We start from the raw sequence: 2197 nt of genomic DNA, 5'->3' as shown, positions 1-2197 counted from the left end.
CCCTGTCGACGATCATCGGGGACCTCTGGGCAGGCCAGAAGCCGCCGACACAACGCAAACGCCTCGGCATGCTTGCCCAGCCAACCCGCACACACCGCCTGCTCATCAACGGCACGCCAGGCATAAACGTCTGCGAAGACAAACAAGCTGTCCTCTTCGGGAAGCGGGATCGCAGCGGCGCGCCGGGCGAACAGGTACCCAAGCTGATATTGCCCCTCACCCCGGTAGTGAGCGGCGATCTGATGAAGCGCCTCGGCACGAGTCGGTCGAAACGCCCACGCCCGCAGGTAGGCATCTTGAATATCCGGCCACGGCTCCCCGAGATTCGCCATCGCCTGCGCCAGGCGGAACAGCGAGTAATAGACCTCCTCGGCCGAGCCACCCATCTCAGCCCGCCGCGCATACCACTTACGCGCGTTGGCGAAATTCCCTGAATCGAAAAAGCTCTGCGCCAGGCAGAACACCGACCGCTCATCCGCGGCGGCGATCTCGGGCAGCAATGGATCGCCGTCATGCGCAGCGCCCGGAAATTTTGACAAGAGCTCGGCCTCAGAAATAACGAACGCCGCAGTATCGGCAGGAACTCGCCCGCGGCTTGCAAGCAAAATCACGTTTTCGGGCAATGGCTGCGACCTGTCCTCCAAGGCCACCAGCCCCGCGGCGGCAAAGCCGCGTGCTCGTGCCAGTATCAGAGGAGCGTCGTCCTGATAGTAGGCAACCACGGCGCGTTCAGGGTGAAACGGTTGCAGCGCAAGCAGATACTCAAGCGCCGCGTTGATGCGATAGGTCTCATACGGAGCTGGCAGCAGTGAATCCTCGCCCGCGCAGCGGAGGCGGGTGGCGATGTAGTAGTTGTCGATCCAGTCCTTGCCCTCATGGGTGCGTATCCGCAAACCCCAACCCATCCGGATACGCGCAAAGCGATCGATTGCGCGATGGCACCCGTCGAGATCCTCGGCCGACAGGGAGGATGCGAACTGGGCGAGGATGTACTCCAACCCACCGCGGTAACGGTCCCAGCCAGTTTTGACCTCTTCGTGGCCGAGGCGGCCACGCGGGTCATCCTCGAAGTACCGGTTGATTTGACGGTAAAACGGTTCCGGGCTGAATGTCACTGCAGCCCGATCCAGCATTGCCGCGATCCTGACAAAGAAAATATATGCGAACGGGTTGGCAGCACCCACCACCTCTCGGGCAAGAGAAGTTCTGGCTACGTAGTGCTCAGGAAAGATGTGACCATTTACCAACAGGGCGAACAGAGCAGCGTAGTTTCTCGCCTCGATACAGGTCTCCTGCTCGACGGCATACATCTGGCCAAGATGTTTTCCCGCGACCCGGTCGTAAAACAACCATGGCGCGAACACCGCACCAACGTCAGGGTGTGCCTCTAGATAAGTTAGGTAGCGCCCAAGCACACCCAGAATGAGCAGATCGTCGTCGGCAAGGTAGACGACATATCGCCCCTGAGCATCGTCGAACAGTTGCGATATGTTCTGGTATGGACCTACATTCTCGGGCCGCCGGAGGTAGCGGATAGCCAGCTTCTCCTCATACCTGAGCACCACGTCCGCGGTGTCGTCCTCCGAGGCGTTGTCGCCGATCAGCAGTTCGTAGGAAAAGCCGAGTTCACCGATGTGGGTAACAAGGTTCTGCAGCAGACAGTCGAGGTAGCGCGCGCGGTTAAAGGTGGGCACGCAAATGCTCAGGACGGGGTGATCAGTTGCTGGAGGCACGACCCTCCATATTCTCACAGAGACGCCAGTCGAGGTACATCGACTTTGCAGCCAAAGCCAGCGCGGGGCATACGAGTTAGAGCACCTGCGACGCGCACGAAATGCCAAGGCGGCAGGTCTGACGACGTCCTGGGCGCTTTTTGGGACACCTGCACGGACCTGTGCCACCTTCGGACCGGGTGGGCGAATGCGTCACCACGTACAACGAATTGAGATCGACACCAGCATCCAGTACAAAGCCGACTATCACCCGCAGCGCCGGATGGATGTCCGGGGATAGTGTCTGAGATCCCGAATCGGCCCAGGCATTGCCTTCAGGCGTGATGCGGGGTCAGGTTGCTCTAATACAGAGCACTTCGTCGAGGCTGGCGGTCTGTAGTCCGGCACCGAGCGCCCGTTGCCCGAGCTCAGCGATGGGGTCGGCGTCGCTGCTATCCAGACCGCCGGCTTGATCCAGTCGTGCG

At 60.6% G+C, this 2197-nt stretch carries 1 protein-coding gene; it reads right to left on the bottom strand.

Annotated features, from left to right (window positions below; translation table 11 throughout):
- Positions 1-1694 (bottom strand): glycosyltransferase family A protein (locus BST27_RS30130; RefSeq protein ID WP_083148810.1); only part of this gene is annotated, 1694 nt, incomplete at its 3' end.
- Positions 1695-2197: the final 503 nt, after the last annotated feature.

The organism is Mycobacterium intermedium (genome assembly GCF_002086275.1).
Lineage (GTDB): Bacteria > Actinomycetota > Actinomycetes > Mycobacteriales > Mycobacteriaceae > Mycobacterium > Mycobacterium intermedium.
This window is presented reverse-complemented; position numbering and strand designations above follow the sequence as displayed.